We start from the raw sequence: 21,914 nt of genomic DNA, 5'->3' as shown, positions 1-21,914 counted from the left end.
AAAGGAGGGGAAGGCTTTGAACCGGGAAGAAAAGGAACGCCGGGCCAGAATGCAGCGCATGCTGGCCCGGGAGCGGGGAGAGACCCTGCCCCCCGACGAACCCCAGGAAACCCCGGAATCCCCGGCGGAGGATGCTGCCTTCCGCACGCCCCGGCAAAAATCCGCCTCCCCCGACGCCGAAAAGGCCGCCGGAGGCCAACCGGCCGGGCGGCAGAGCCGTACCGGCAACACCCGTCCCTTGAGTCCCATCCTGCAGCGGCGGCGCCGCCGCAAGCGCAATCTGCTCATCGCCCTGGTGCTGGTCATGGCGCTGGGGCTTGCAGTGCTCACCGGTGTGTTCAGCACCTCCATCGCCATGCTGGGGGATCTGGCCGACAGCGTTACCCTGGCCTTTGAGCCGGGGGGCTGGCCTGCCTCCACCGGCATTGCAGACCCCTTGCAGATCGAGGAACTGGCCGGAGGTTTTGTGGAATTGGGAGCCACCGATGTGGCGGTGTTTTCCTCCCACGGGGCCAAGGTGCGCACCATCCAGCCCGGCTACGCCCGTCCCGCCATTGCGGTGGGCAACACCCGCTTTGCCCTGTACAACCGGGCGGGGGCGGAGCTGCGCATCGAGAGCCGCACCGGCACCCTGTACACCCACAACTTTTCCTCCAACATCCTGCTGTGCGCCATGAGCAACAACGGCACCACCGCCGTGGTCACCGAGTCCACCCGCTACGCCGCGGGGGTGGAGGTCTTCGACCCCATGTTCGACGCTCTGTATGAGTGGTACCCCACCCAGGCGGACGGCACCCCGGTGGCCCTGGCCTTTGCCTCGGACAACCGCCGGTTTGCGGCGGGCTGCCTGTCGGCGGCGGAGGGCCAGCTGTGCACCAAACTGTTCTTTATGGACGTGACCGCCGACGAGCCGGTGGCCACCTACACCGCCGACGCAGGCAGCATGATTCTGCATCTCTACTGGCTGTCCGACAGCCGGGTGCTGGCCATCTTTGACGACGGCGCCGTGCTGCTCAACCCAGATGACGGCACCGAGGTGGCCCGCTGCGGCTTCAACGGCGGCACTCTGCTGGATGTGGATACCGCCGGACGGGGCATCGCCCTGCTGCTTTCCGGCCAGAGCGATTCCACCCTGGTGGTGCTGGACAGCGAACTCAACGAGCTGGCCCGGGTGGATGCGGGAACCTCCGCCATGCTCTGCTGCACCCGCACCGACATCTATCTGGCGGGGGGCAATCAGGTCCGCCGCACCGGCTACGACGGCCAGACCGACTGGGAACAGACCCTGGACAGCCCCGCCATCGCCCTGCTCAACGCCGATTCCCCGCTGATTTTCAGCGGTACCCAGGTCCGGACTTTGTCCTGACCGCCCATTGATCCGTACATTCCCCGTCCCGAAAGGAGAACCCGCCATGCCTCTGTCCTTTGGCCTGATCTATGATCTGGTCTTTGTCATCATTCTTGTCATCACTGCGCTGCACGGCCGCCGTCAGGGCCTTTTGTCCGGCCTTGTGGGCCTGGCCGGCGCTGTGCTGGGGGTGCTGGGGGCGGTCTGGGCCGCCGGTGAGCTGGCCCCCGTCATCTACACCGACCACATCGGCGTGGCGGTGGGCCAGACCGTCACCGACGCCCTGACCACCCAGGGAGAAAACCTCCCCGCCGTCATGGAGCAGTACCTGGGCTTCCTGCCCAAGGAGCTGTATGACCAGGTGGCCGGTCAGCTCCAGCTGGCGCTGGAAAGCTCTTCCGCCGATATCTCCCAGCAGGTGGTGGCTGCTCTGGAACCCATCTTCCTGCCTCTGCTGCAGGCGATCATCTTCCTGGTGCTGTGCACCGTCATCCGGTGGGTCTTCCGCCTGCTGGCAAAGCTGCTGCGGGGCTGCAACGACCTGCCTATCGTGGGCGGGCTCAACCAGACCCTGGGCCTTCTGCTGGGCCTGGTCACCGGCGCCCTGGACTGCTGGATGCTCAGCCTGCTGATGTGGGGCGCTTCCTCCGTCACCGGCGGCACCCTGACCTGGCTGGCTCCCGATGTGCTGTCGGGCAGCTTTTTGTACCGGTTCTTCACCGGATTCAATCCGTTTTTGCTATAACCGCAGAATCATGGTAAGATAAAGGTGGCTCAGGCGGCGGAGGACACTGCCGCCCGCGCCGCATTTGCGCCGGAAAACGCCTCCCGCGGGGAGGTCCTTCCGGTGATAACGGCGGCAGCCGCCGCATTCTGCAATCGAGGGAGGGAACCCTATGCTTTGTGTCCGTTGTAAAAAGAGAACCGCCGTGGTGTTTGTCCAGCGCATGGAAAACGGCAAACCCATTCAGGAAGGCTACTGCCTGACCTGCGCGCGGGAAATGCATATCCAGCCGGTGGATGATCTGATGAAGCGCTTCGGCGTGTCGGATCAGGACCTGGAAAACATGGAGGAGCGCATGACCAGCTTCCTGGAGGAAGCGGCCCAGAACGGCGCCATGATGCCTGCTGAGGACGGCGGCGAACCCGAGGAGTTTGTCCCCGGCGGCAGCCCGGTGTTCCCTTTCGGCCCCGGCGCTCAGGCAGCCCAGAACGGCGAGGACAAAAAGTCCGACAAGCACGGCCGGGACAAGAAACAGGAGCGCAAGTTCCTGAACAATTACTGTGAAAACCTGACCCAGAAGGCCCGGGATGGCCGCATCGACCACATTGTGGGCCGTGACCGGGAGATCTACCGCACCATCCAGATCCTCTGCCGCCGTCAGAAGAACAACCCCTGCCTTATCGGTGAGGCGGGCGTGGGCAAGACCGCTATTGCCGAGGGCATTGCCCAGCGCATTGTGGAGGGCAAGGTCCCTGCCCGTCTGGCGGACAAGGAGATCTATCTGCTGGACCTCACCGCCCTGGTGGCGGGCACCCAGTTCCGCGGCCAGTTCGAGCAGCGGGTCAAGGGCCTCATCAGCGAGGTGCGCCGGGCCGGCAACATCATTCTGTTCATCGACGAGCTGCACAACCTGGTGGGTGTGGGCGACTCGGAAGGCGCCATGAACGCCGCCAACATCATGAAGCCGGCCCTCTCCCGGGGACAGATCCAGGTCATCGGTGCCACCACCTTCACCGAGTACCGCAAGTATATCGAGAAGGACCAGGCCCTGGAACGCCGCTTCCAGCCCGTCAAGGTGGATGAACCTTCCATCGCCGACAGCATCGAGGTGCTCAAGGGCGTGCGGGTCTACTACGAAAAGCATCACTGCGTCCGTGTGCCGGATGCGGTGGCCGCCAGCATCGTCCGCCTGGCCGAGCGGTACATCACCGACCGTTTCCTGCCCGACAAGGCCATCGACCTGCTGGACGAAGCCTGCGCCTGCTGCAACCTGCGCCACCCCGAGATCACCGAATTCCTGAACGCCCAGAAACAGGTCACCGCCCTGGAAGCCCAGGAGCATGATCTGGAAAACCCCGAGGACGGCAAGGCCATCGACTACGAGGCTTTGGCCAAGGTCAAGACCGAGCTGGCCCGGGTGCGGGAAAAGCTGCCTGCCCTTCAGCTGCGCACCGCCGACATCGCTGTCTCCATGGACGACGTGGCCCAGGTGGTGGAGCTGTGGACCGGCATTCCCGCCGTCAAGATCAAGGAGAGCGAGTACGGCCGTCTGCTGGGGCTGGAGGACGCCCTCAAAGCCCACATCATCGGTCAGGACGAGGCCGTCCACAAGGTGGCTCAGGCCGTCAAACGGTCCCGGGCCGACCTGTCCGGCCGTCACCGTCCTGCCAGCTTCATCTTTGTGGGCCCCACCGGCGTGGGCAAGACCGAACTGGTCAAGCAGCTGGCCAATCAGCTCTTTGACACGGTGGATCCCCTTATCTCCATCGACATGAGCGAATATATGGAGAAGTATGCCGTCTCCCGCCTCATCGGTTCCCCTCCGGGCTACGTGGGCTACGACGAGGCCGGCCAGCTCACCGAAAAGGTCCGCCGCCATCCCTACAGCGTGGTCCTCTTTGATGAGATCGAGAAGGCCCATCCCGACGTTATGAACATTCTGCTGCAGATCCTGGACGAGGGCAAGATCAACGACGCCCAGGGCCGCACGGTGGACTTCTCCAACACCGTCATCTGCATGACCTCCAACGCCGGCAGCACCGACCGCTCGGGGGAGACCGGCTTCAACAAGACCGCCGAGCAGATCAGCGCCAACAAGAGCATGAAGGCATTGCAGGAGTTCCTGCGCCCCGAGTTCCTGGGCCGCGTGGATGAGATCATCACCTTCCGCCCGCTGGAACAGGCCGACCTGGAGCGCATCGCCGCCCTCATGCTGGACGAATACAAGCCCGGCATGGAGGCCCACGGCATTCATCTGGAATACACCCCCGAGGCACTCACCGCCCTGGTGAACGAGACCAGCACCAAGTTCGGCGCCCGGGAACTGCGCCGCACCATCCGCAAGGAGGTGGAGGACCCGGTGGCCCAGGCCCTCATCGAGAGCCGCCTGGGACAGGGCGTTTCCCCCGACACCGTGGTACTGGAAGCCGAGGACGGCAAGCCGGTGCTGCGCCTGCCGCAGTGACCGGCCCGGAAAGGGACACACCATGCACAACATCAAGCGACCGGCCTTCCTGCGCCTGACGGCTCTGCTGGCGGCCTTGCTGCTGCTGGCGGGCTGCGCCCCCCGCGCCGGACTGACCCTGCCCAGCCAGGCGGGACGGACCCCCGGAGACTGGCCGGATGCCGGTTCCGGGGAGCAGACGCCCGATGATTGGGACGACGGATGGGATTCCTGGGGGGAGTCCGACCCCTGGCAGGGCTGGGCGCCCGCTCAGGGAACCACGGCGGAACAGCGCCGCTACGGCAGCGCCGCCCTGCTGGCCTGGCCCAGTGTGCTGGTCAGCGTCTATCTGGACGAGGCGGGGGGGGCTTCCTGGGACGAGGAATCCATCGCCGACAGCCGGGAGACGCTGGCGGTGGCGGTGGACTGGATCGAGGAACAGTGTGCTCTTTACAACACTTCCCCCTCCATCACCTGCGATGACGGCTCCGAGGACAGCGGCCTGTTTTATCACCTGACCTACAACGGCAGCTTTGCAGGGGGGACCGAGTCCAACGAGAGCGACGACTTCTACACCGCCGCCTATGATATCTGCGCCGGGCTGGATACCGACGAGCTGCACCAGAAATACGGAACATCCAATGTGGGATTTCTCTTTTTCCTGCCGGTGGCGGGAGCCTCCTTTACCATCGTCCACTATATGGAGGACGACGCCGATTATTATCATGAATTCAGCTGCCTGTACCGCAGCGACGCCTACACCTCCCCCGACGCGGCGGAGACCCCGGCGGTCTACGCCCACGAGATCCTGCACATGTTCGGCGCTCCCGATCTGTACGAGGGCAGCACCGACTACTATGTCACGCCCGAGCTCACCGCCTTTGTGGAGGAAACCTGGCCGGACGAGATCATGCTGGATACCTACGGCCCCGGCGGCAGCCTGATGTACGGCGGCATTGAAAAACAGATCAGCCCCCTGACGGCCTATCGCCTGGGGCTGTGCACCCGGTTTGAGGGGATGGACCGCTTCCCCCAGGTGACCGAACTGCCCGCGGGGGCCTTTTCGGCCCGGACGCCGGACAGCAGCGTCCCGCTGCCCGACGGCGCCGTGGCGGCCCGGCCCGCGGCCTGACAGGGAGGGAGAATGCCTATGGACGGCAGCGAACACTTTCCCCTGCGCATTGAACAGGTGGCCGGGGCAGGCTGTGAGGAATGGCGTGTGGGAGATTGTCTCCCCGAGCGCCTGTGTGAAAACTGGCAGATGGTTTATCTGTTCAGCGGCATGGTGGAGGAACACGGCGACCGCCGCACCGTGACCCTGCGGGCGGGGCAGCTGCTGTTCCACCGTCCCGGAGAGACCGTCTCCATGCGGGCGGTGGGAGAGGTCCCCCCCGAGGTGCTGCGGGTGGGCTTTGTCTGCTCCGGCGCAGCGCTGGATGAGCTTTACGGCCGCCCGCTGCGCATCGACCTGGCGGAAAAGCTGCGCATGCAGCAGATCACCACCGCCGTGCGGGAGCTCTTTGTCCAGGCGGAGGAGCCGGGGGGCGAGCCTCAGCGCAAGGCCGAGCCGCCCTTTGGGGCAGAACAGTATCTCTGCGACTGTCTGGAACTTTTGCTCATCCAGCTGGTGCGGGCCCGCCGACGTACTCGCCGCCTGAGCGCCCGTGCCCGTCAGGAGCGGGATCAGCAGGCGCTGGTGGATTATGTGCGGGTCTATTTTTCCAAAAACATTGCCCGGGAGCTGACCATTGCCCAGGTCTGTGAGGACTGCGGGGTCAGCCGCGCCCGGCTGCAGAAGGCCTTCCGCGCCCGAATGCACCGGGGCGCCATGGAAACCTTTGCCGCCATGAAGATGGAGCGGGCCAGGGAACTGCTGGCCGCTGGCTGCACCCCCGGCGAGACCGCCGGGCGACTGGGCTTTGCCGACAGTGCGTACTTTTCCCGGTGCTTTCGCCGGGCGGAGGGCATGTCTCCCCGGGAGTACTGCCGCAGGCTGCACCCCGCAGATGCGAAGCCCGCAACAAACCGACATGCGACTCCCTCAAACGTCCATGTAATAAAGTCAGGCAGTGAAGTAGAATAAGGACAGAAACACCGGAATAACCAACGTAAACAACGCAAAAAATCGGACCGAAGCCGACAAAAATCGCCTGAACCAACAGCGGGTATGCCTTTTGCCGGCAACAAAAATACAAACGAAACGAAGGAGCGAGTACTATGGCAATTCTGGTCAGCGGCGGCGCCGGATACATCGGCAGCCATACCTGTGTCGAACTTCTGGAGGCCGGCTACGACATCGTTGTGGCGGACAACTTCTACAACTCCTGCCCCGAGGCTCTGAACCGCGTCAAGGCCATTACCGGCAAGGACTTCCGCTTTGTGGAGGCCGACATGACCGACAAGGCGGCGGTGGAGGCTCTGTTTGCCGCCAACCCCGACATCGACTGCGTCATTCAGTTTGCAGCCTACAAGGCCGTGGGCGAGAGCGTTGCCAAGCCCATCGAGTATTACTCCAACAACCTGGCCTGCAGCCTGAACATCCTGGATGTCATGCGCCGTCATAACTGCCACAACTTCATCTTCTCCTCCTCGGCCACCGTCTACGGCGACCCCGCCAGCGTGCCCATCACCGAGGACTTCCCCACCGGCGCCACCACCAACCCCTACGGCACCACCAAGGTCTTTACCGAGCGCATCCTCACCGACTGCTGCCACGCCGACCCCGAACTGAATGTGGCCCTGCTGCGCTACTTCAACCCCATCGGCGCCCATCCTTCCGGACTCATCGGCGAGGACCCCAACGGCATCCCCAACAACCTGGTGCCCTACATCGCCAAGGTGGCCGTGGGCAAGCTGGAAAAGGTCCATGTCTACGGCAATGACTATCCCACTCCCGACGGCACCGGCGTCCGGGATTACATCCACGTGGTGGACCTGGCCAGGGGCCATGTGGCCGCCGTCAAAAAGCTGGCGCAGAAGCCCGGCCTCTTCATCTGCAACCTGGGCACCGGCCACGGCTACAGCGTGCTGGATGTCATTCATGCCTTCAGCAAAGCATGCGGCAGGGAGCTGCCCTATGTCATCGATCCCCGCCGCCCCGGCGACATCGCCGAGTGCTGGGCCGACCCCTCCAAGGCGGAGCGGGAACTGGGCTGGAAGGCAGAGTACGGCATCGACGAGATGTGCCGCGACAGCTGGAACTGGCAGAGCCATAACCCCGACGGCTACAAGACCAAGGCATAAAGCGTAACCGTCAGGCATTTCCATACAGATACGAAAAAGGCGCAGACCCTGCGGGGCCTGCGCCTTTTGATGTATTGTGCCGTTTTTTCGGTAACGGAGACCGTGGATTTCCGTCTTTACCAGAGAGAAACAGTTCAGCGGCGGCGCACCAGCATGACGATGCAGATGAGCAGCAGCATCAGCGCACCTGCGCCGATGACCAGCAGCACGATCTCGAACACCTGCAGGCTGAACCCGCTCTGGAAGCCCTGGGCCGCGCCGGAGAAGATCTCGGACACGGTGCTGCCGCTGTTGGAGGTCTCAGCCTCGCCGTCGTTGGCGTTCAGGGCCGCGCTGGCGGCGCTGTCATCCCCCAGTCCCGACAAAAACTGGGAAAGCTGGTCCCCGGCCATGGTGATCATCCGGGTGTCGGAGTCGCTCTTGACTTTCTCGCCGTTCACGGCCCCGGACAGGTACTGGGCAAAGACCTGACAGGAGCCCTGCAGGGGAGCGGCCGCGTCTTCCGCAATGGTCCAGCCGTCGCTGACCCACATATCATTGAGGTAGAGCAGCAGCTGCATGCCGGTGTCCTGGGTGGCGGCCTGGTAGACCTCGTTGGCAAAATCCGTGGTGCTGCCGGTGTTCACGTCCCCGAAGGTCAGGGCAATGAACTGGTAGGCGCGGTCGTATTCGCTGACGGAGCTGTAATAGTCCTGCATGGCCTGAGCCAGGTCGTCGCCCTGGCTTAACCCCGCGCCGATGATGACGGCGTCCAGGTCGGCCCGGAGGTCCTCCCCGCCAAAGGTGGAATTTTCATCCTCAAAGGTGCCGCTCATCAACTCGGCATAGCCGGCGGCGTCGGAGGCCTGGCCGGCGTACTGCTGGGCAAGCTCAACACAGTCGCCGCCCCAGCTGCCCACCACCGGCAGACCGCGGTAAACCAGGTTGATGGAAGCCAGCAGGTGGCCGAAGTCCACGCTGCCCGCGGAGGTCTCCACACTGCCCAGCCCCTGCAGGGAGACCAGGTCGGGGTCCTGCTCCTCCACGTAGTCATCAAACCCGGCGTCGCGGGCGCCCGCGGTCATCTGCCACAAAGGGGTATTGTAGGGCTGTGTCCGGGTGTAGGACAGGGTCAGCTCGATGGGGTCAAAAGACTCGGAAGGATTGTCGTCGGCATACTGCTGCGCCAGCGCCTGAAGGCGGGAAAGGCCGTCGATCACGGTGTCGTAGTCCTCCGCCGCCACAGGCAGAGAAAATGCCGCCATCAGCGCAAACGCTGCCAGCAGGCCAAGCAGACGAAGCTTCTTCATCGTTTTGCCAAGCACCTCCGGTAAAAGCTCCTGAAAAATCCGGGGCGAAACTCCCCGGAAAAATCTCGTCGAAAATGGTCTGTAACTGACTTAGTATACCATAACAAGCCTGCGCTGTCACGTGAAAATTTTGGGTGAGAGAGCTCTTCGCAAAAATTTACATCCCGGGGCCTTTTGTTTATCCCCACGGCATGATATGATAGAAGCTGAAACCATCGAAACCGGGCGAAAAAGGAGGATGCCAATGGCGCCGATCATCCGTACCGTGGGACTGCGCAAAGTCTACGCGGTGGGCAAGGAACGGGTCGTTGCCCTGGACAACGTCGATATCAATGTGGAAAAAGGCGAGTTCTGCTGCATTGTGGGCCAGTCGGGCAGCGGCAAGTCCACCCTGCTCAACCAGCTGGCCGGGCTGGAAAAACCGACCCGCGGCAAGGTCTTCATCGGAAAGCATGAGATCAGTGCCATGACCGAAAACGAGCTGGCGGCCTTCCGCCAGGCACATCTGGGCTTCATCTTTCAGAGTTACAACCTGCTGCCCAGCATGACTGCCGCCGAAAACGTGGCCCTGCCCCTCATGTTCAAGGGCATGGGACGCCGGCAGCGCATGGCTCTGGCCAAACAGGAGCTCAAGAGCATGGGGCTGGCCTCCCGCATGAACCACCTGCCCACCGAGATGAGCGGCGGCCAGCAGCAGCGTGTGGGCATTGCCCGTGCCTTTGTCAGCCGGCCCAAGGTCATCTTTGCCGACGAGCCCACCGGCAACCTGGACAGCAAAACTTCCCGGCAGGTGCTTTTGCGCATGCTGGAAATGTCCAAAAAGGAACAGATCACCTTTGTCATGGTCACCCACGAGCCGTCCCTGGCGGCCTGTGCAGACCGGATCATCACCATTCTGGACGGCAAGGTGCAGAGCGATGTGGTCCCCCCTGAGGAGGAGCGCATCCGCCGCCGTCAGGCCCTGGCCGACGAGCTGGCCCGGGACGAGGCGGAGGAAGCCGCCCGGGAAAAGGCCGAACAGGCCGCCCGCCAGGCACAGAAAAATGCCGGACAGCAAACATCCGCGGCAGACGCCGCAGCAAAATAAGCCGGACCCACCGGCAGCAGTATGAAGGAGGATCTCCCTGTGAAAACCACCTCACGTATTCTTTCCATCGGCATGGCCCTGTTGCTTCTGGTCTGCCTGTGCACCATGCCCGCCTTTGCGGAGGGCGACGACGGTTCCGCCACGCCCCCGGTGACCAATACCACCGGCGACGGCGTCTATGTCACTGCCGCCACCGTCACCGACATTGCCGGCGGCGAGGTCACCACCGTGGAGCGGGATGACCATGTGAACATTGTGCTGCGGGTGGTGGACCACTCCTCGGCCAAGAACAACGTCACCGCCGACCAGATCGTTACCCGCATCAATTCCTCGATTTTCCAGTACACCGGCACCGGCGAGATCAGCCAGCTCATTGAGGGCACCGACGACGGCGGCGATTACTACAGCTATGTGCTGCTGTTCCGGGATGTGATCTATGCGGGGGGCGGCAACACCCTCAACATTGACCTGAGCTATCTGGATTCCTCCATGGCCATGCAGCAGTTTGCCGTTACCATCGGCCAGTGTGTGGACGAGGACCCCAAAACCCCCAACCTGGTCATGCGGGAGTCCAGCTACGGCACCGAGACCGTCACCGCAGGCAACCCCTTCACCCTCAGCGTCACGGCCTATGCCACCGCCGGGGATGAGTCCCTCTCCGATGTCATTGTGTCGGTCACCCTGCCCGACGGCATCACCCTCACCGGCGGCAGCCTGTCCGAATATGTGGGCACCATGTCCGCCAAGAGCACCCGGGATGTGACCTTTGCGGTGCTGCCCTCGGCGTCCTTTACCGGCGGCGTGGCCAACATCACCGTCAACATGACCGGCACCGGCACCGAGTCCGGCACGGCCGTCACCGGCACCGGCACCATCTCGGTGCCCATCTCCCAGCCCGACCGCTTCGAGATCACCACCATGGAGCTGACCGACACCATCTATGTGGGGGATACCACCTCGGTCACCCTGAACTTTGTCAACAAGGGCAAGAACCCCATCTCCAACCTGGAAGCTTCCATCAGCGGCGAAAATCTGGGCGTGGATGTCTCCCAGCAGTACATCGGCAACATTGCCGCCGGTACCGAGAACAGCGTGGACTTTGATCTGACCCCCCAGCAGGCGGGCGAGCTGTCCGGCACCATCACCCTGACTTACGAGGCCAGCGACGGCACCACCAAGACGCTGACCCAGGATTTCAGCGCCACCGTGCAGGAAATGCCCGTCTATGAGGACCCGGGCATGATCGACCCCGGCATGGTGGAGCCGGAACCCACCGGCGGTATGCCGGTGTGGGGCATTGTGCTCATTGTGGTGGGCGTTGTGGTGGTCGTTGTGATCGTGGTGGCGGTCGTCCGCAAGAAGAAGAAGGCCGCTGCCCTTGCCATGCTGGAGGACGGAGATGAAGATCTTTGATCTGATCGCCCTTTCGGCGCGGAATCTCTCCCGCCGGAAAGGCCGCACCGCGCTGACGGTCATCGGCGTGGCTGTGGGCACCTGCCTGATCATCGTCATGATCAGCTTTGGTATCGCCATGAACCAGGCCAACGAAGCCATGCTGGCCAGCTGGGGCGACCTGACCCAGATCGAGGTATACGGCGGCGGGACCGTCTACTATTCCTCGGGCAGCGGAACTGCGGTCATCGGCGGAAGCAGTGGCGGCGGCGGGGACCAGCCCGCGGTGCTCAATGACGAGATGGTCGCCAGCTTTACCAAGATGGACCATGTGGTGGCGGCCACGCCCTTCTATCAGGCCTATTCCCTCAACGGGACCATCACGGCGGGCAAGGGCGACCGGTACTCGGCCTATCTGGGCAACGCCGTGGGCGTCTACGCCAGCGCCATGGAGCCCATGGGCTTCACCCTGGCCAGCGGGGACTGGATGACCGATACCGGCAGCTATGGCCGGGATGTCATCCCCGTCATGGTCTGTGAGCAGACCGGCTACAATTTTGAGGACACCCGCAAGAGCTACAATTCCTCCAAGCGCTACCGCTGGTACGGCCAGACCGACGCTGCGGGCAATCTGCTGGAACCCTTTGTGGATGTGAACAAGGATGAGATGACCCTCACCCTGTCCAGCGGCGACGCCGAAAATCCCAAGACCAAGAGCTGGAAGCTCAAGGTGGTGGGCAGCATCAACCCCGACACCGCCAAGGGCTGGTGGACCCAGAGCAGCTTTATCCTGCGCATCCAGGATGTGAAGATGCTGCAGGAGGAATACAAGGACCTGGCGGGCAGCGACGCCTACTACGGCAGCGACAGCAGCAGTTACGACCAGGTCTACGTCAAGGTGGACGACATGGACAACGTGGAGGCGGTGGACGAGGCCATCCAGGAACTGGGCTTCAGCACCTACTCCATGACCCAGCAGCGGGAAGCCATGCAGGAGCAGGTCTCCCAGCTCATGCTGATCCTGGGCTGCCTGGCGGCCTTCAGCCTGCTGGTGGCGGCGCTGAACATCATCAACACCATGACCATGGCCATCTATGAGCGTACCCGGGAGATCGGCGTTATGAAGGTGCTGGGCTGCGCCCTGGGCAAGATCCGTATGATGTTCCTTATCGAGAGCGGCTTCATCGGCTTTATCGGTGGCGTCACCGGGTCGGTGGTCAGTTTGGTCATCAGCTTTGTGCTCAACAACCTTACCCTCATCATGGCCATCTTCGGGGGCGGGGGAGGAAATCTCTCCGGCATTATGAACAGCATCGGTTATTACGGCGGCGGCATGGGCTCCGCCGTGTCGGTGGTTCCCCCCTGGCTGGTGCTGCTGGCGCTGGCTTTTGCCACCGTCATCGGCCTGGTGGCCGGCATTCTGCCCGCCGCTAGGGCCACCAAGATCAGCGCCCTGGAGGCAATACGACACGAATAAAACGAGCAAATAATACAAAATGGAAAATCCCCCGGATCTGCCCCAAGTGGAGCGGTTTCGGGGCATTTTTTGTCCGGCGGGGTGGGAGACAGCGCGGGAAAAGACTGCTTTTTGAAATTGAAAAGCAGGAGCTTTCGTCGTATAATAGAACCCGTCTGAAAAGAAAGCAGGTGCAAGGCCTGCACGAGCCCGTCGCCGTATACCACGAAGCAACGGTTTTCTGCCCGGTGCCGCAAACCGGGGACAAGTCATTGAGATTGCTATCTTGAGAAGGCGAAAACCGCTGTGGACAGTCGGAATATTTTTCAGGCAAACATTTCCGGGGGGAGCGCGAGCGCCGGTCCTACGGAGAACCAATTCATTCAGTAAGGAGAAAAGACAATGCAAATGAAACGATGCAAACAAACCGTGTCGCTTCTGGTTTGCTGCGCGCTGTTTGCGGCTACGGCGCTGCTCACAACCGGTTGCAGCGGTACCAAGGATGCGGACGGGGCTTCCGTCAGCACCAGCGCCACCCGGGAAGCAGCGGTGGAAGCCACCCCTGCGGCGGAGACGGCCGAGACGGCGGAAGGCCAGGTCTTGGGCCAGGGCCAGACCCGGTTCACTTTTACGGTGGTGGACGGCGACGGCAACCAGACCGTCTATGAGATCAACACCGACCAGGCCACGGTGGGCGACGCCCTGACCGAGCTGGGCCTGATTGACGGCGAGGACAGCGAGTACGGCCTGTACGTCAAGACGGTGGACGGCATCACTGTGGACTACGATACGGACGGCAAGTATTGGGCGTTCTATGTGGATGGGGAGTACGCCCAGTCCGGCGTGGATTCCACCGAGGTCACCGCCGGTTCCGAGTACAGCTTCCGCGTCGAGTGATTTGAAACTCACGGCAAAGGAGATCGCCGTCTTTGGCATGCTGGGCGCCCTGATGTATGCGTCCAAGGTTCTCATGGAAGCTTTCCCCAACGTCCATCTGCTGGGGGTTTTTGTGGTGGCCATGACGGTGGTGTATCGAAAAAAGGCACTCTATCCCATTTACACCTATGTCTTTCTCAATGGGGTTATGGCGGGGTTTGCCCTGTGGTGGCTGCCCTACCTGTATCTGTGGACGGTGCTTTGGGCGTGGGTCATGCTGCTGCCCAGGCAGATGCCGCCCAGGGTCAGGCCGTTGGTGTACATGTCGGTCTGTGCCGCCCACGGCTTTCTGTTTGGGACGCTGTATGCCCCGGCCCAGGCCCTGCTGTTCGGGCTGGATCTGCCGGGGATGGCGGCCTGGATCCTGGCGGGGCTGCCCTGGGATTTTGTCCATGGGGTAAGCAATTTCTTTTGCGGAATGCTGATCTGCCCCCTCATCGGGCTGCTGCAAAACGCCGGGCGGTATACCCGGAGCCATTGAATCCAAAAGGGCGGAGGGCGTTTGCCTGCCGCCGGAATTACAGACAAAAAAACGCGGTGCGGAGAAACTTCTCCGCACCGCGTTCCGGTTTTCAAAACCAATTACTCAGCCTTGATTGCGCCGGTGGGGCAAACGCCCTCGCAAGCGCCGCAGTCCACGCAGGAAGACGCGTCGACCTCAGCCTTGTCGCCCAGAGTGATAGCGCCAACGGGGCAGGTGTCAACACAAGCGCCGCAAGCAACACACTCGTCGGTAACCATATGAGCCATCGTGAAACTCCTTATCTCCGTGCTGATTGATTTTACCTCCGGCACCCTGCACGGCCGGCAGTCCGGCGGCCAGCAAGCATTGGGGCTGAAAAGACGCGCCCAACTTGTTTAGAGATATTGTACCATTCCACCGACCTCTTTGCAAGACCAAAGAGGTAAAACGTGTGGAAAGTTATTCCTCCTTGCCCTCCTCGCCGGAGGAGGCGGGATCGGGCTTGCGGGGGGCGCGGCGGCCGCCCCGCAGGTAGACGCACTCCTCCCGCTTGTAATATTTGGGGGCCAGGCTCTCCACATTGCTGCGCACCTTGAGCATGCCGGAAATGACGTTGACCTCGGTGACGGTGCCCTCCCCGTCGGGGGTGCGCACCGTGCTGCCCACCGGCGGCGTGATGGAGTTGAGGTACTCGTAGCTCTTCTGCTCGTAGGCCAGGCAGCACATCAGACGGCCGCAGGCGCCGCTGATCTTGGTGGGGTTGAGGGACAGCCCCTGTTCCTTGGCCATCTTGATGGAGACGGGCTGGAAGTTCTTGAGGAAGCGGCTGCAGCAGAAAGGCTGACCGCACATGCCCAGGCCGCCCAGCATCTTGCTCTCGTCCCGGACGCCGATCTGGCGCAGCTCGATGCGGGTGTGGAAGTGGGAAGCCAGGTCCTTGACCAGCTCCCGGAAGTCTACCCGGTTGTCGGCGGTGAAGTAGAAGATCAGCTTGCTGCGGTCCAGGGTGTACTCGGCCTCCACCAGCTTCATGGCCAGACCGTGGGCGGCAATGCGCTGCTCGCAGATGCGGTAGGCGTTGCGCTCGTCGTTGCGGTTCTGGTGCATGCGGCGGATGTCCACCCCGTCGGCCATGCGGATGACCGGCTTGAGCTCCTTGTTGAAGCCGTTGGAGGAGACCTCATGCACCCCGCGGACGACCTCGCCGCACTCGGTGCCCCGGGCAGTCTCTACAATGACATAGTCCCCCCGGTGGATCTCCATGGTGCCGGGATCGAAATAATAGACCCGGCCGCTCTCCTTGAATTTGACTGAAATGACTTTCATCTTCGTATTCCTTTTGTCTTGTGATGGGCTGCGGATCACCCGCAGCTCTCGGCGGCAAAGACCGTCAGGGTCAGCCGCAGGTTGCCGTTGGCGCGGATGGCGTCCCGGGCCCTGGCGGCAGCGTTGAGAAGCCGCTGAGCGTGCTTAGGGGCAAGGCCGGCGTATCCCGGACGGCGCAGCGCCCCGCTGGCCAGACAGCAGGCCTGGCGCAGTACGCCCTGAGCGGCGGCCCGGTCCTTCTCCAGCCCTGCCAGGAGGGCTGCGGCCCGGTAGGTATCGTCCTGTTCCGCCGCCTTGCAGAAGTCCCGGGCGGTCTGCAGGGCGGTGCGGACCTCGGCGTCCTGTACTGCGTCCAGACAGGAGCCGATGTGACCCTCGTAGAGGAAGGCCAGATCGTCGGCGGCATCCCGGCTCAGCTGGGGCAGGGTGCGGCGCAGCACGGCGGCGCACTCCTCCGGCGGGACGGGGGCCAGGGTGTAGGCGGCACAGCGGCTGCGGATGGTGGGCAGAACGCTGGCGGCGCTGGTGGCGGTAAAGAGGAAGAGCACCCCCTCGGGGGGCTCCTCAATGATCTTGAGCATGGCGTTGGCCGAGCTCTGGTTCAGGTCCTGGGCGCCGTAGACAAAGAGTACGCGCCCCGTGGCGTCGGCGGACAGGGCCGAGTGCTGGATGGCCTCCCGGGCGGCGCGGATGCGCTCCACCTTGATCTGGCCGGAAGCGCCCTCCCCCCGCAGGGAGATGCACTCGGTGTCCTCCCCCCGCAGCACTGCCTCGGCATGGGGGCCGCCGGCGGGGTAGAGATAGTCCGCCGCAAGGCAGCGCGCGGCAAAGCCGGCGCCGCATCCGCGTTCGCCGACCAGCAGGATACTGTGGGCCAGGCGTCCGGCGGTCAGCGCCGAGGCCAGGTCCTTTTTGAGTGCCGCGTTGCCGGCCAGACGGTCAAGCATCACAGCTTTTCAAAGCGCTCCACATTGGTCACAAAGACGGTGGCGCCGCCCACGGTGACCTCGATGGGCATGGCGCTCTCGATGCCCAGACCGATGGAGGCGGTGCCGGGCACGATCTCGGTGCGCTGTTTGCAGCACTTGGAGATGCAGGCAATACAGTCATCCACCCGTTCATCCTCAGTGCCGATGAGCAGCGTCATGTTGCCCGCCATGAGGAAGCCGCCGGTGGTGGCCAGACGGGTGACGTAGAAATGGGCCCGCAGCAGCTCGTTGCAGACGGCCTTGGAATCTTCCTTGTTGACGATTGCAGTGATCAGTTTCATAACAGGATTCCTCCTTGGGATTGAATTGACAGATTGTTATGCCCGGCGATGCGGGCGGCGGGGAAACGGCGCGGCGGCCCTTTCCGGCGGACAGGCGGCGGGGAAAGGATCACTTCCAGCGGTTGTTCCAGTCCCGGCGGCGCTTGTGGCTGATGACAGTGTCCCGGCACCAGCGCCAAAGCTCCGGCCCGAAGAAGAGCAGGAACCCGGCCAGGCCGAATACCAGGCTCAATTTGACCGACAGGCTGCCGAGGATGAACTCAATGGCCCAGAACACGGCGGCGGCCCAGCCCAGCCATTTGACCTTGAGGGGAATGATGAAGAAGAGCAGGATCTGCTGGTCCGGCCACATCCAGGCGTAGGCGAAGAAGAGGCTGAGAAACAGTCCGGAGGTGGAGCCGTTGCCGGTGATAAGGCAGCTGAGGATGGCGCCGATCATGCCGGCCAGCCAGTAGACCATGAAGCGGAAATCGCCCCAGGCCCGTTCCAGAGAGTTGCCCACCCACCAGTAGAAGTATTCTTCCAGCACCAGATAGAGGACGCTGGTAGTGAGAGTGGGCACAAAGATGAAGGTGACGGCCCGCCACAGCTGCAGCCCGGCAAGGCCGCTGCGGGTGAGGGTGAGCAGGTCGTAGATGTGGTAGTTGACGAACATGGTGATAAACCACACCACCACCTGGCCGAGGATGACGATATTCATGAGGTTGGGAATGCTCCAGCGGCCGAAGCGGCGCTCGAGACGATCAAGCCAGCGCATAATGCCTCCATAGCTTTTTGTTGTACGGCGGTTTTTGCCCGCCGGAGGTTGTTTTGTTCGTTTATTGTAGCATTTTCCGGGGGTCAGTTCAACAATTTGTTAAGGCTTTGACGGCGCAAAAAGGGGTCGAAATGATACGTTCTGGAAAATCCGGAAGGTTTTTAACAGTTTCAACAGGGTTTTCAACATTTTCAACGTGGAATACTCTTATACGAACTGTAAAATCCTTTTTGCGCATACGCCGTGAACCACCCGGCCCCGCATGGAAATTTGGACCATCTTTGCTCAAAGGTCTTGCAATCCAAAATATACGAATTAACGAATAAAAACAGCGAAAACCTGTCCGCCGCGGGTGCAAAACCGTCCCGCAGGCATATACAATATTATACGCCTGCTGCGCCCCGCTTGCAATCAAAAGAGGGCGAAAGCCGGGGTGGTTTTCCACCTTGCCCCCGGCAGGCGGGGATGGTATACTTTTGGTGGAAAACTCTGTTTTTGTGGAAAACTTTCCTGCCCGGACCCCTCCTTTGAGTGGGCGGGCGGTGGAAAAGATGGACGGCACAGGGCAGACTGGCAGGGCGAAGGGCCCCGAAAAAGGGGAAAAGCCCGGTTTCTGCCGCACAGCCGGGGAAAGGAGGGGAGGGCCATGGTTTATGTGACGGGGGACCTGCACGGGGACGCCGACGAACTGCTGCGCCGTGCCCGGCCCCTCGACCCCCGGGATACCCTCATCGTCTGCGGGGACTTCGGCCTGCTGTGGAAGGGCACCCGGCGGGAACGGCTCCACCTGGACCTGCTCAGCGGGCGGCTGCGCTGCCGGGTCTGCTTTGTCTGCGGCAACCACGAGAACTTCGACCTGCTGGAACACTATCCCATCAGCGCCCTGCAGGGGGGACTGGTCCACCGCATCCGGCCGCGGATCTACCACCTCATGCGGGGGCAGGTGTTCGAGATGGAGGGCCGCACCATCTTTACCATGGGCGGGGCCTCCTCCCACGACATCCCCGACGGCATCCTCGACCCCCGGGACCCGGATTATGCCGCCCGGCGCCGGGCCCTGGACCAGCGGGGCGGCCACTACCGCATCCGGCGGGTGTCCTGGTGGCCCCAGGAACTGCCCCGTCCCCGGGAGCTGTCCATGGGACTGCGCAACCTCCAGCGGCAGGACTGGCAGGTGGACTACATCATCACCCATTGCCTGCCCTCCTCGGTGCAGGATGTGTTCAGCGGGGGATTCTATGCCCACGACCGCCTCACCGATTATCTGGAGACGGTGCGTTGCCGCTGCGAGTTTGAACGCTGGTACTGCGGCCATTACCACCACGAGCGGCTGTATGGCGGCCGGTATCAGGTGCTCTATCACAGCGTCCTGCCCATGTGGTGAACCCCATACATATCAAAACAAAACGCCCCGTCCCGGCGGATGCCGGGGCGGGGCGCAGTGCATTGTACAGAGAACAGAGGCCGGGCTTTGCGGCAGGAGGAACCGGCGTCAGGCAGGTCCCTCCGCGGGGGCTGCGGGCACAGCCCAGTCCTGAAGCAGTGCCGAAGCGCCGTCCGCATAGTTTACCGTCACCAGGAAGGTGTACTCCTGGCTGGGCAGGCTGCCCTGGGGGAAACAGAGCATCACATACTCCGGGAAAAAGATCAGACATTCCGGGGTAAAGGCCTGGGACATCTCCTGGCGCAGATCCGGGTCGGTGATCTGGGCCAGGTCCAGCAGTTGGAAAAGAACATCCTCCCATGGGCAGGTGAACAGGTCGGCGGCGGGGATGAAGTCACCGGTGGCCTTGTCAAAGGCAGCGCCGGTGCGCTGCTCATACATCAGGGAACTGCCCGCAGGGAAGGACACTGAGGTCAGCAGGTAAAAGACCCGGTCGCTGGCGGCGGAAGGGGTGACCTCCTGGGCCAGCATAGGGGCTTCAAAGGGAGTATTCCCGGCGGCCAGATAATAGGCATAGGTCTTTTCAAGCTCGGCCTGTTCGTCGTAGAGCAGGCCCCGGTCGTCATACCAGGCAAGGATCTTGTTTCGGGCCTGGTCGGGCAGGCTGTCCAGACTTTCCTGGCCGACCATATAGTCGGCCGACGGGCCCACGGGGGTGTTTACCCGCAAAAGCTCGGTGCCGTCGGGCAGAAAATAGGTCAGATGCCGGGAGGACTGCCAGACTTCCAGCTCGGTGCCGTCGGACAGGCGAGTAGTGTCGGGAAGGCGGCAGGATTCCACCTCAATATGGGTGGCGTTGTAGGCGGTAAGTTTTTCGCCGTCCTCCGTGATCAGGGAGCGGCGGGACGGGTCGTAAGTCACCGTCACGGCCACGTCGGTCTGGGCTCCCTCCCGGAAGGTGTCGGCGGCCAACCCGTCCACAAAGGTGAAAATATGCGTCTCGTCGGTGAGCAGGATGCCGACTTCCTTGTCCCGGTCGGTGCGGACCACAAAAGAAACAAGGCCAACACCCGGGTCGGTGTCGGCCTCCACAATGCGGCCCGACACACTGTGCTCCCCGCCGCAGGCGGACAGCATACAGGCAAAGAAAATCAGTGCGGACAGCAATGCTTTTTTCATTAAACAAGTTACCTCAAAACACCTGCAAAGGCTCAGAACAGCTTCTGTTTCTGGGCGGGCCGGGGGGAGAAGGGGGTGGCCTCGTGGTGGCGGCGGACAAAGACCATGCGGGTGCGCTCCTCGGTGCCCTTGCCCCGGGCCTTGGGAACGGTGGCAAAGGTGCGGCTGATGTTGTAGTACCCCCGCAGATGCTGCACCAGGTACTGGGCCACGGCGGGCAGACACTCGGTGTCTTCGATGTCCTCGTAGTTGTAGTCGCCGTAGCGGAAAATGGTCTTTTCTCCGTCCACCAGCAGGGTGATGCTGGCGGCGTCCAGCTGGATCTCATCCACCACCGACTGCTTGAGCCCGGCAGTGCCGCACTCGGCGGCCAGCTTTTCCGCCCGGGCCCGCTGGTCCAGGGGCACCGACTGGGGGTCCAACTGCTCGCTGCCACGCTGGCCGATCTCCAGCAGAATGTCCCGCATCATGCGGCTTTCCACCAGGGGACGGATTTTTTCCCGGGCCCGTGCCTCCCCCGTCTTGGTGTAGATCTTGCTGAGAATCCCCATCCGACTGACCCCTCCTGAAATGGCGCTCCTGCGCCGACTTCCGTATAAAACAAACGTCCGGACGGCACCGCACGCCGTCCGGACCTATTATATCATATTGCAGTGCCGCCGCGCCAGTCCCCCGGTGTGAGAGAATCTGGCAGTCGGCTCACCGCCCTGCCAGCAGAATGGACAGCACAGCCTTCTCCACATGGAGACGGTTCTCCGCCTCGTCAAAGATCTCGTCAGCGTGGGATTCCAGCACTTCCTCGGTGATCTCCTCCCCCCGGTGGGCGGGCAGGGGGTGCTGCACCATGCAGTCGGGTTTGGCCAGCTTCAGGCGTTTGGCGTCCACACAGTAGCCCGCAAAATCCCGGCGGCGGCGTTCGGTCTCCCGCTCCATGCCCATGCTGATCCACACATCGGTGAAGAGCACATCGGCGTCCCGGGCGGCCTCGTCCGGGTCGGTGACCAGGCGGAAGCGGTCGCCGTACTGTTTTGCCATCATGAGCACGTCGGCGGCGGGGCGGTAGCCCTTGGGGCAGGCGGCCACCATGGTCATGCCCGCCTTCAGGCAGCCCACGATCAGGCTGTTGGCCATGTTGTAGCCGTCCCCGATGAACCCGGCTTTCAGCCCTTCCAGACGGCCCTTGCGCTCCCGCACCGTCATCAGGTCGGCCAGAACCTGCAGGGGGTGGCCGTAGTCGGTCATGCCGGAGATCACCGGCACGCCGCTCCACTGGGCCAGGGCCTCCACCTCGCTCTGCTTGTAGGTGCGGTAGATGATGGCGTCGTAATAGCGGCCCAGCACCCGGGCGGTGTCCTGGATGGGCTCGCCCCGGGCGATCTGCAGCTCGGTGGCGGCGTTGAGGAAGGTCCCCAGCCCGCCCATCTGGTAGATGCCCACCTCAAAGCTGGTGCGGGTGCGGGTGGAGTTCTTGCCGAAGATCAGGGCCACCGATTTGCCCGCCAGGTCCTTGGGGTCGCTGCCCTGGCGGTGCAGCGCTTTCAGGGTGTCGGCCACGTCCAGCACATGGAGGATCTCCTCCGGGGACAGGTCGCCCAGTTTCAACAGATGCTTCATGGC

Annotated in this window: 22 protein-coding genes; 12 read left to right on the top strand and 10 right to left on the bottom strand. The window is 62.8% G+C overall.

Features of this window, described 5'->3' with window-relative positions:
* The first annotated feature begins 16 nt into the window (after positions 1-16).
* From INF35_RS13035 to galE, 6 genes are all read left to right on the top strand, one after another.
* Positions 17-1,366, top strand: coding sequence for a DUF5711 family protein (locus INF35_RS13035; protein WP_193503181.1), 1,350 nt, complete (start codon positions 17-19; stop codon positions 1,364-1,366).
* Positions 1,367-1,412: 46 nt separating this feature from the next.
* Entirely contained in the window at positions 1,413-2,093 is a 681-nt protein-coding gene (locus INF35_RS13030; protein WP_193503179.1) for a CvpA family protein, read from the top strand.
* A gap of 151 nt (positions 2,094-2,244) precedes the next feature.
* Positions 2,245-4,536 carry an ATP-dependent Clp protease ATP-binding subunit gene (locus tag INF35_RS13025; RefSeq protein ID WP_193503177.1) on the top strand — a complete coding sequence of 764 codons (2,292 nt, stop codon included), beginning with the start codon at positions 2,245-2,247 and terminating at the stop codon, positions 4,534-4,536.
* Positions 4,537-4,558: 22 nt separating this feature from the next.
* Positions 4,559-5,647 carry a hypothetical protein gene (locus INF35_RS13020; protein ID WP_193503175.1) on the top strand — a complete coding sequence of 363 codons (1,089 nt, stop codon included), beginning with the start codon at positions 4,559-4,561 and terminating at the stop codon, positions 5,645-5,647.
* An 18-nt stretch (positions 5,648-5,665) separates the two neighbouring features.
* Positions 5,666-6,598 carry an AraC family transcriptional regulator gene (locus tag INF35_RS13015; protein ID WP_193503173.1) on the top strand — a complete coding sequence of 311 codons (933 nt, stop codon included), beginning with the start codon at positions 5,666-5,668 and terminating at the stop codon, positions 6,596-6,598.
* Between the two features lie 134 nt (positions 6,599-6,732).
* Entirely contained in the window at positions 6,733-7,758 is a 1,026-nt protein-coding gene (gene galE / locus INF35_RS13010) for a UDP-glucose 4-epimerase GalE (protein ID WP_193503171.1), read from the top strand.
* A gap of 134 nt (positions 7,759-7,892) precedes the next feature.
* Here galE and INF35_RS13005 read toward each other — a convergent pair whose 3' ends face one another.
* On the bottom strand, positions 7,893-9,047 hold the full coding sequence (locus INF35_RS13005) for a hypothetical protein (protein ID WP_193503169.1): 1,155 nt from the start codon (positions 9,045-9,047) through the stop codon (positions 7,893-7,895).
* Positions 9,048-9,291: 244 nt separating this feature from the next.
* On the opposite strand from INF35_RS13005, the gene INF35_RS13000 reads away from it, so the two are divergent.
* From INF35_RS13000 to INF35_RS12980, 5 genes are all read left to right on the top strand, one after another.
* Complete coding sequence (locus tag INF35_RS13000; RefSeq protein WP_207728324.1) at positions 9,292-10,134, top strand: ABC transporter ATP-binding protein; 843 nt, start codon at positions 9,292-9,294, stop codon at positions 10,132-10,134.
* 39 nt (positions 10,135-10,173) lie between these two features.
* Positions 10,174-11,547, top strand: a complete 1,374-nt coding sequence (locus INF35_RS12995; RefSeq protein WP_193503165.1) for a COG1361 family protein — start codon at positions 10,174-10,176, stop codon at positions 11,545-11,547.
* The gene (locus INF35_RS12990; RefSeq protein ID WP_193503163.1) at positions 11,534-13,003 is read left to right on the top strand and encodes an ABC transporter permease; all 1,470 of its coding nucleotides are present in this window, start codon (positions 11,534-11,536) and stop codon (positions 13,001-13,003) included. The genes INF35_RS12995 and INF35_RS12990 overlap by 14 nt, the downstream gene beginning before the upstream one ends.
* A gap of 381 nt (positions 13,004-13,384) precedes the next feature.
* Entirely contained in the window at positions 13,385-13,879 is a 495-nt protein-coding gene (locus INF35_RS12985) for a DUF4430 domain-containing protein (protein WP_193503162.1), read from the top strand.
* 1 nt (position 13,880) lies between these two features.
* Complete coding sequence (locus INF35_RS12980) at positions 13,881-14,399, top strand: hypothetical protein (protein WP_193503160.1); 519 nt, start codon at positions 13,881-13,883, stop codon at positions 14,397-14,399.
* A 101-nt stretch (positions 14,400-14,500) separates the two neighbouring features.
* On the opposite strand, the gene INF35_RS12975 is transcribed toward INF35_RS12980, so the two are convergent.
* From INF35_RS12975 to INF35_RS12950, 6 genes are all read right to left on the bottom strand, one after another.
* On the bottom strand, positions 14,501-14,668 hold the full coding sequence (locus tag INF35_RS12975) for a DUF362 domain-containing protein (RefSeq protein ID WP_193503158.1): 168 nt from the start codon (positions 14,666-14,668) through the stop codon (positions 14,501-14,503).
* Positions 14,669-14,840: 172 nt separating this feature from the next.
* Entirely contained in the window at positions 14,841-15,707 is an 867-nt protein-coding gene (locus INF35_RS12970; protein WP_193503156.1) for a PSP1 domain-containing protein, read from the bottom strand.
* 35 nt (positions 15,708-15,742) lie between these two features.
* Complete coding sequence (locus INF35_RS12965) at positions 15,743-16,654, bottom strand: hypothetical protein (RefSeq protein WP_193503305.1); 912 nt, start codon at positions 16,652-16,654, stop codon at positions 15,743-15,745.
* Complete coding sequence (locus tag INF35_RS12960; RefSeq protein ID WP_193503154.1) at positions 16,654-16,977, bottom strand: cyclic-di-AMP receptor; 324 nt, start codon at positions 16,975-16,977, stop codon at positions 16,654-16,656. Before INF35_RS12960 ends, INF35_RS12965 begins: the two co-directional genes overlap by 1 nt.
* 109 nt (positions 16,978-17,086) lie before the next feature.
* Positions 17,087-17,734: a rhomboid family intramembrane serine protease gene (locus INF35_RS12955; RefSeq protein ID WP_193503152.1), complete on the bottom strand. Its 648-nt coding sequence runs from the start codon at positions 17,732-17,734 to the stop codon at positions 17,087-17,089.
* Positions 17,735-17,822: 88 nt separating this feature from the next.
* Positions 17,823-18,179 carry a hypothetical protein gene (locus tag INF35_RS12950; RefSeq protein WP_193503150.1) on the bottom strand — a complete coding sequence of 119 codons (357 nt, stop codon included), beginning with the start codon at positions 18,177-18,179 and terminating at the stop codon, positions 17,823-17,825.
* 201 nt (positions 18,180-18,380) lie between these two features.
* Between INF35_RS12950 and INF35_RS12945 the strand changes: the two genes are divergently transcribed.
* Complete coding sequence (locus INF35_RS12945) at positions 18,381-19,118, top strand: metallophosphoesterase (RefSeq protein ID WP_193503148.1); 738 nt, start codon at positions 18,381-18,383, stop codon at positions 19,116-19,118.
* A gap of 108 nt (positions 19,119-19,226) precedes the next feature.
* Here the strand turns inward: INF35_RS12945 and INF35_RS12940 are convergent, their stop codons facing one another.
* From INF35_RS12940 to argF, 3 genes are all read right to left on the bottom strand, one after another.
* Positions 19,227-20,297 (bottom strand): hypothetical protein, encoded by a 1,071-nt coding sequence (locus tag INF35_RS12940; RefSeq protein ID WP_193503146.1) that lies wholly within the window; start codon positions 20,295-20,297, stop codon positions 19,227-19,229.
* 32 nt (positions 20,298-20,329) lie between these two features.
* Positions 20,330-20,848 carry a hypothetical protein gene (locus INF35_RS12935; RefSeq protein WP_193503144.1) on the bottom strand — a complete coding sequence of 173 codons (519 nt, stop codon included), beginning with the start codon at positions 20,846-20,848 and terminating at the stop codon, positions 20,330-20,332.
* A gap of 148 nt (positions 20,849-20,996) precedes the next feature.
* The gene (gene argF / locus INF35_RS12930; RefSeq protein ID WP_193503142.1) at positions 20,997-21,911 is read right to left on the bottom strand and encodes an ornithine carbamoyltransferase; all 915 of its coding nucleotides are present in this window, start codon (positions 21,909-21,911) and stop codon (positions 20,997-20,999) included.
* Positions 21,912-21,914 lie beyond the last annotated feature (3 nt).

The organism is Gemmiger gallinarum (genome assembly GCF_014982805.1).
Lineage (GTDB): Bacteria > Bacillota > Clostridia > Oscillospirales > Ruminococcaceae > Gemmiger > Gemmiger gallinarum.
This window is presented reverse-complemented; position numbering and strand designations above follow the sequence as displayed.

What these genes read in the sequence shown, in the direction of transcription:
- INF35_RS12965 (WP_193503305.1), bottom strand. Translation starts at nt 16,654, where the DNA reads ATGCTTGACCGTCTGGCCGGCAACGCGGCACTCAAAAAGGACCTGGCC.
- INF35_RS12935 (WP_193503144.1), bottom strand. Translation starts at nt 20,848, where the DNA reads ATGGGGATTCTCAGCAAGATCTACACCAAGACGGGGGAGGCACGGGCC.
- INF35_RS12970 (WP_193503156.1), bottom strand. Translation starts at nt 15,707, where the DNA reads ATGAAAGTCATTTCAGTCAAATTCAAGGAGAGCGGCCGGGTCTATTAT.
- INF35_RS12990 (WP_193503163.1), top strand. Translation starts at nt 11,534, where the DNA reads ATGAAGATCTTTGATCTGATCGCCCTTTCGGCGCGGAATCTCTCCCGC.
- INF35_RS12955 (WP_193503152.1), bottom strand. Translation starts at nt 17,734, where the DNA reads ATGCGCTGGCTTGATCGTCTCGAGCGCCGCTTCGGCCGCTGGAGCATT.
- INF35_RS13000 (WP_207728324.1), top strand. Translation starts at nt 9,292, where the DNA reads ATGGCGCCGATCATCCGTACCGTGGGACTGCGCAAAGTCTACGCGGTG.
- INF35_RS13025 (WP_193503177.1), top strand. Translation starts at nt 2,245, where the DNA reads ATGCTTTGTGTCCGTTGTAAAAAGAGAACCGCCGTGGTGTTTGTCCAG.
- galE (WP_193503171.1), top strand. Translation starts at nt 6,733, where the DNA reads ATGGCAATTCTGGTCAGCGGCGGCGCCGGATACATCGGCAGCCATACC.
- INF35_RS13015 (WP_193503173.1), top strand. Translation starts at nt 5,666, where the DNA reads ATGGACGGCAGCGAACACTTTCCCCTGCGCATTGAACAGGTGGCCGGG.
- INF35_RS13020 (WP_193503175.1), top strand. Translation starts at nt 4,559, where the DNA reads ATGCACAACATCAAGCGACCGGCCTTCCTGCGCCTGACGGCTCTGCTG.
- INF35_RS12985 (WP_193503162.1), top strand. Translation starts at nt 13,385, where the DNA reads ATGCAAATGAAACGATGCAAACAAACCGTGTCGCTTCTGGTTTGCTGC.
- argF (WP_193503142.1), bottom strand. Translation starts at nt 21,911, where the DNA reads ATGAAGCATCTGTTGAAACTGGGCGACCTGTCCCCGGAGGAGATCCTC.
- INF35_RS12975 (WP_193503158.1), bottom strand. Translation starts at nt 14,668, where the DNA reads ATGGCTCATATGGTTACCGACGAGTGTGTTGCTTGCGGCGCTTGTGTT.
- INF35_RS12960 (WP_193503154.1), bottom strand. Translation starts at nt 16,977, where the DNA reads ATGAAACTGATCACTGCAATCGTCAACAAGGAAGATTCCAAGGCCGTC.
- INF35_RS13005 (WP_193503169.1), bottom strand. Translation starts at nt 9,047, where the DNA reads ATGAAGAAGCTTCGTCTGCTTGGCCTGCTGGCAGCGTTTGCGCTGATG.
- INF35_RS12940 (WP_193503146.1), bottom strand. Translation starts at nt 20,297, where the DNA reads ATGAAAAAAGCATTGCTGTCCGCACTGATTTTCTTTGCCTGTATGCTG.
- INF35_RS13030 (WP_193503179.1), top strand. Translation starts at nt 1,413, where the DNA reads ATGCCTCTGTCCTTTGGCCTGATCTATGATCTGGTCTTTGTCATCATT.
- INF35_RS12945 (WP_193503148.1), top strand. Translation starts at nt 18,381, where the DNA reads ATGGTTTATGTGACGGGGGACCTGCACGGGGACGCCGACGAACTGCTG.